1 protein-coding gene and 1 pseudogene are annotated in these 1,487 nt (G+C 72.8%); one reads left to right on the forward strand and one right to left on the reverse strand.

The genetic code is table 11. The features are described from left to right. Positions 1–151 precede the first annotated feature (151 nt). Positions 152–1,048, forward strand: coding sequence for an NRDE family protein (locus tag QH283_RS01815; RefSeq protein WP_280501276.1), 897 nt, complete (start codon positions 152–154; stop codon positions 1,046–1,048). Positions 1,049–1,160: 112 nt separating this feature from the next. Here the strand turns inward: QH283_RS01815 and QH283_RS01820 are convergent. Then, a pseudogene (locus tag QH283_RS01820) lies at positions 1,161–1,487 on the reverse strand (hypothetical protein); the annotation flags it as partial.

The following is a 1,487-nucleotide window of genomic DNA, read 5'->3' on the forward strand; positions in this document are numbered from 1 at the left end:
CCCCCCCCCCCCCCCCCCCCCCCCCCCCCCCCCCGCCGCGGCGCCCCCCCCCCCCTTTTCGCTGCCTCGGAAGCCCTCGGCTACGGCCTTCCGCCGCCCGGACGGCAGGGAAGGCGATCTGCGGCGGGCGGCGGTCCGGCATCCTTGACCCATGTGTCTGGTTCTGATCGGCTGGCGAGTCCACCCGGAATATCGGTTGATCGTGGCGGCCAACCGCGACGAGTTCTACACCCGGCCCGCCGAGCCCGCCCGGTGGTGGCCCGAGATCCCCGGCCTGCTGGCCGGCAGGGACGTGGGCGCCACGGACCGCGGGCCCGGTGATCCGCCCGGCACCTGGCTCGGGCTGTCGGCGCTGGGCGAACACAGCCGTTTCGCCGCTGTCACCAATGTGCGCAATCCCAACAACGAACGGGTCGGCGCCCGCTCGCGCGGCGCGCTGCTGATGGACTTCCTGCGCGGGGCCCAGGACCGCAATCCCGAACCGACCTTCCCCGGTCCCGGTCGCTATCTGCGCGAGGTAGCCGCCGCGCCGGACGACTACAACGGCTACAACGTGCTCGTATCGGACCTGGACGAACTGTGGTGGCACTGCAATCGCAGCACCAGCCCGCCGCGGGCCCTCGCGCCCGGCTATCACGGGCTGTCCAACGGCCGTTTCGTCACCTCGGCGGGCACGGAACCGGGCGCGGCGCCCACCGCACCGGAACGCGTCTGGCCGAAGGTGGGCGACGGCCTGGCCGCGCTGCGCAAGGTGGTCGAATCCGACGCGGCCGCCACCGAGAACTACTTCGATGTGCTGGCCGACCGCACCGAGGCGCCGGACGACCTGCTGCCCGACACCGGCGTCGGCTACGCCTTGGAGAAGGCGCTCTCGGCCAGGTTCATCGCCGACGGCCACCACGGCACCAGGGCGAGCACCGTGCTGTTGATCCGCGAGGACGGCGGATTCGAGTTCAGCGAGCGGTCGTTCGCGACCTTCGGCAGGCCGCTCGGCTCGGTCTCCTTCACCGGCGCGGTGCCGCTGCCGGACCGGGGCGGTCCCCGCTGATCCAGGGCGGCCCGCACCGCGGGAACGCGCCGATCAGCCGGGAACAGCGAAAGGCCCGCTCCCCTGGGGAACGGGCCTTTCGACAATATCCTTGGAAGACCTCAGGGCCGGATCAGTTCTCGCCCTCGCCCTCGCCCTCGGCGGGAGCGGGCGGATTGTCGGCCCACTGGGTGGTGCCCTCGGGCGCGTTGAAGGTGTTGATCAGCTCGATGCCCGCGGCCAGCAGGGTGGGACCGCCGACGGCGACGGTGCCGAGGATGCCGCCGACACCGGCGCCGGTCAGCAGGCCGGGCACGCAGCCCGCGGCGATGGTGGCGATGCAGCCGATGGCCGCGCCGATCGCGGTGCCGACGAAGCTGCCGATGGCGGTGCCGATGCCGAACTTGCTGGAGAAGTCGTTCTGCGCGCGCTGGTTCTCGACCGCCGAGGCGACCGGCTT

Origin of the sequence: Nocardia farcinica, from assembly GCF_029867845.1 — a bacterium.
Lineage (GTDB): Bacteria > Actinomycetota > Actinomycetes > Mycobacteriales > Mycobacteriaceae > Nocardia > Nocardia farcinica_A.

What these genes read in the sequence shown, in the direction of transcription:
- QH283_RS01815 (WP_280501276.1), top strand. Translation starts at nt 152, where the DNA reads ATGTGTCTGGTTCTGATCGGCTGGCGAGTCCACCCGGAATATCGGTTG.